This window comes from Microcoleus sp. PH2017_12_PCY_D_A, from assembly GCF_020738565.1.
GTDB lineage: Bacteria > Cyanobacteriota > Cyanobacteriia > Cyanobacteriales > Microcoleaceae > Microcoleus.
The window spans coordinates 1-2,036 of the sequence record NZ_JAEQCI010000256.1 but is presented as its reverse complement, the minus strand read 5'-3'; the positions used below and the strand labels follow the sequence as shown (position 1 = coordinate 2,036).

General features: G+C 40.1%; 1 protein-coding gene. It reads right to left on the bottom strand.

The window, feature by feature from the left end:
- Positions 1–1,706 (bottom strand): DNA/RNA non-specific endonuclease (locus tag JGK39_RS33400; protein WP_293322697.1); only part of this gene is annotated, 1,706 nt, incomplete at its 3' end.
- Positions 1,707–2,036: the final 330 nt, after the last annotated feature.

Below are 2,036 nucleotides of genomic sequence, written 5' to 3'. Positions count from 1 at the left end.
AAATCAAACGCATAATTGCGGACTCGGTTGCGTTCGTTCAGAATCTTTGTGAGTTCTGGAAGAGTAACTCGCCAAGTATCTGGGTTCCTCCAATCCGTTTTACCAGTTATTTTAGGGCGAACGTTGTCCAAAAAGGGAGAAAACATATTATTGTTAAGTGGATTTGCAACCCCATCTAAGGATAAAGTCCAATCTGGTTCCGCTACATTAGGCGTCATATATGCGAAAGTTTCTATGTTTGACGAAGTAACTTCGGCTCCTGGTTGTTCCCCAGCCATAATTGTTTTCCACGTCCATCGAGGAATGTGAATTTGTCGGTTTGACAAATTGCTAGGGCTTGTGTTTCCCTGATTGATCAACTCTCCATTGAAAAGGTCATCGAGCAACTCAGGAACATTCGTTTTCTTTTGAACATTTGGATTGTTACCAATAGCTCCAGCGAAAATGTAAAGCTCTTGCCCCTGAGCAACTCTGGGGGCTATCACTTTATCTTCTATATTGAACCAAGCAGAAGCATCTGCTGGAGAGTTGCTTCCTGGAACAAAAAATCGATTATTATCCATTGACTGGGCAATCAAATTAGTGGTTAGGTAGGTTGCTAACTGGTCTTTGGGATGTCTTCTTCTATCTCTGTCAGGAGACAAATGACCTCGATCCATTCCTAAGCCAGTAAAGATATTTCCATCATAGGCTGACAAGCCACCAGATAAAAGATCGGGGTCGGCTATAAACTCAGGTCTTTTTATTAACCCACTGGGTAATTCTCCTGGTTGTGGTTGCGGTCTTGTCGTCCATGTCTTGTCTACTTTCCAACCAACCCAGTTGGCAAGTTTGGTGTCAGCATTGTAAGACACTGCGTATTGGGGCTTTTCAAGCAGCAAGTTGTTTTTATATGTACTGTTGCTAGGATTCCATCTAGCTTGAGTGGGATTGCCAAAGTTGAGATGGTCACTCTTGAAGAAAACATTATCTATGTAAACGGAGTCACCGCCGTCTAAAGAAAAAGTTATTTTCGCTGACTTTCCTCGGAAATCTGCTATTTCTGAATCAGTGAGGTTTAACTTAAGTTGGAAGGTTTCAAATCCTTTTCTGCCAAACCCAATCTTATTTTCAATGTCTGAATAGATGTTCTTAATAGACTCGGTGTTATTGTTGTTGGCTGCATCAATTTGAAAGTTTGCATCTTGTGCCAGATTGATGATTACATTTTTACTTTGTCCATCTATCGTTTCAAGCTTGACATTTAGTGTTCCGCTTTGAGTGGGAGCAAAAACATCAAATCGTAAATTTCCCCAATCCGGTACAACAAAGGGATTGTGCGTGATGCTGTCGCCTGTACCTAATTTTAGAGCATAATTGATTGAACCCAAATTAGCCCCTACTACAGGGTTAGATAAAGTAGTAATGCTGTTCCGATTCACCAAGGAGCTTTGCAACACAGACTTATTATCGCCATTGTACAAAGACCAACCAGGAATGGGTTGCGAATCTAGTTGAGCCGCTACAGCATCAAAATTATTCTTCAAATAATTCTCAAAGTTACCCAACTCAGTTTTAGTCTTCTTCCCACCATCAAAATAAGGTCGTAATTGAGAACCTCCACCTAAAACAGAATGGAACCAACCCGTACCAATTCCTTCCCAAGGAGCTTTAATATCTCCCTGAGTAAAACTAGCATTAGTGTGGTCAGGAGTGTACCAAATCACAGATTTTTGGGTATTTTTTCAGTTATAATTGATGATTTCCTGTTCTATACCTGTAGATTATGGATTTTTTTGTAGGCACATAAACAATTGTGTTTCTCTGATTTGCTAAAGGCTTAGTATGTTTGATTTGACCGGAAACAATTTCTATGGGAATTAAGCCAGGCTCAAAGGCTGGACAGGTTCCCTCTGGTCGAAAATATCGGCAGTAGTTACATCCTTTGTACTCAATCATTTTTTTTACGATTCAATCACTACTACTTGTTCAGGAGGATATAGTATAAAGTATTGCAAGGCCGTAATTTCTACGATATCAATACCTAAATTATTGGG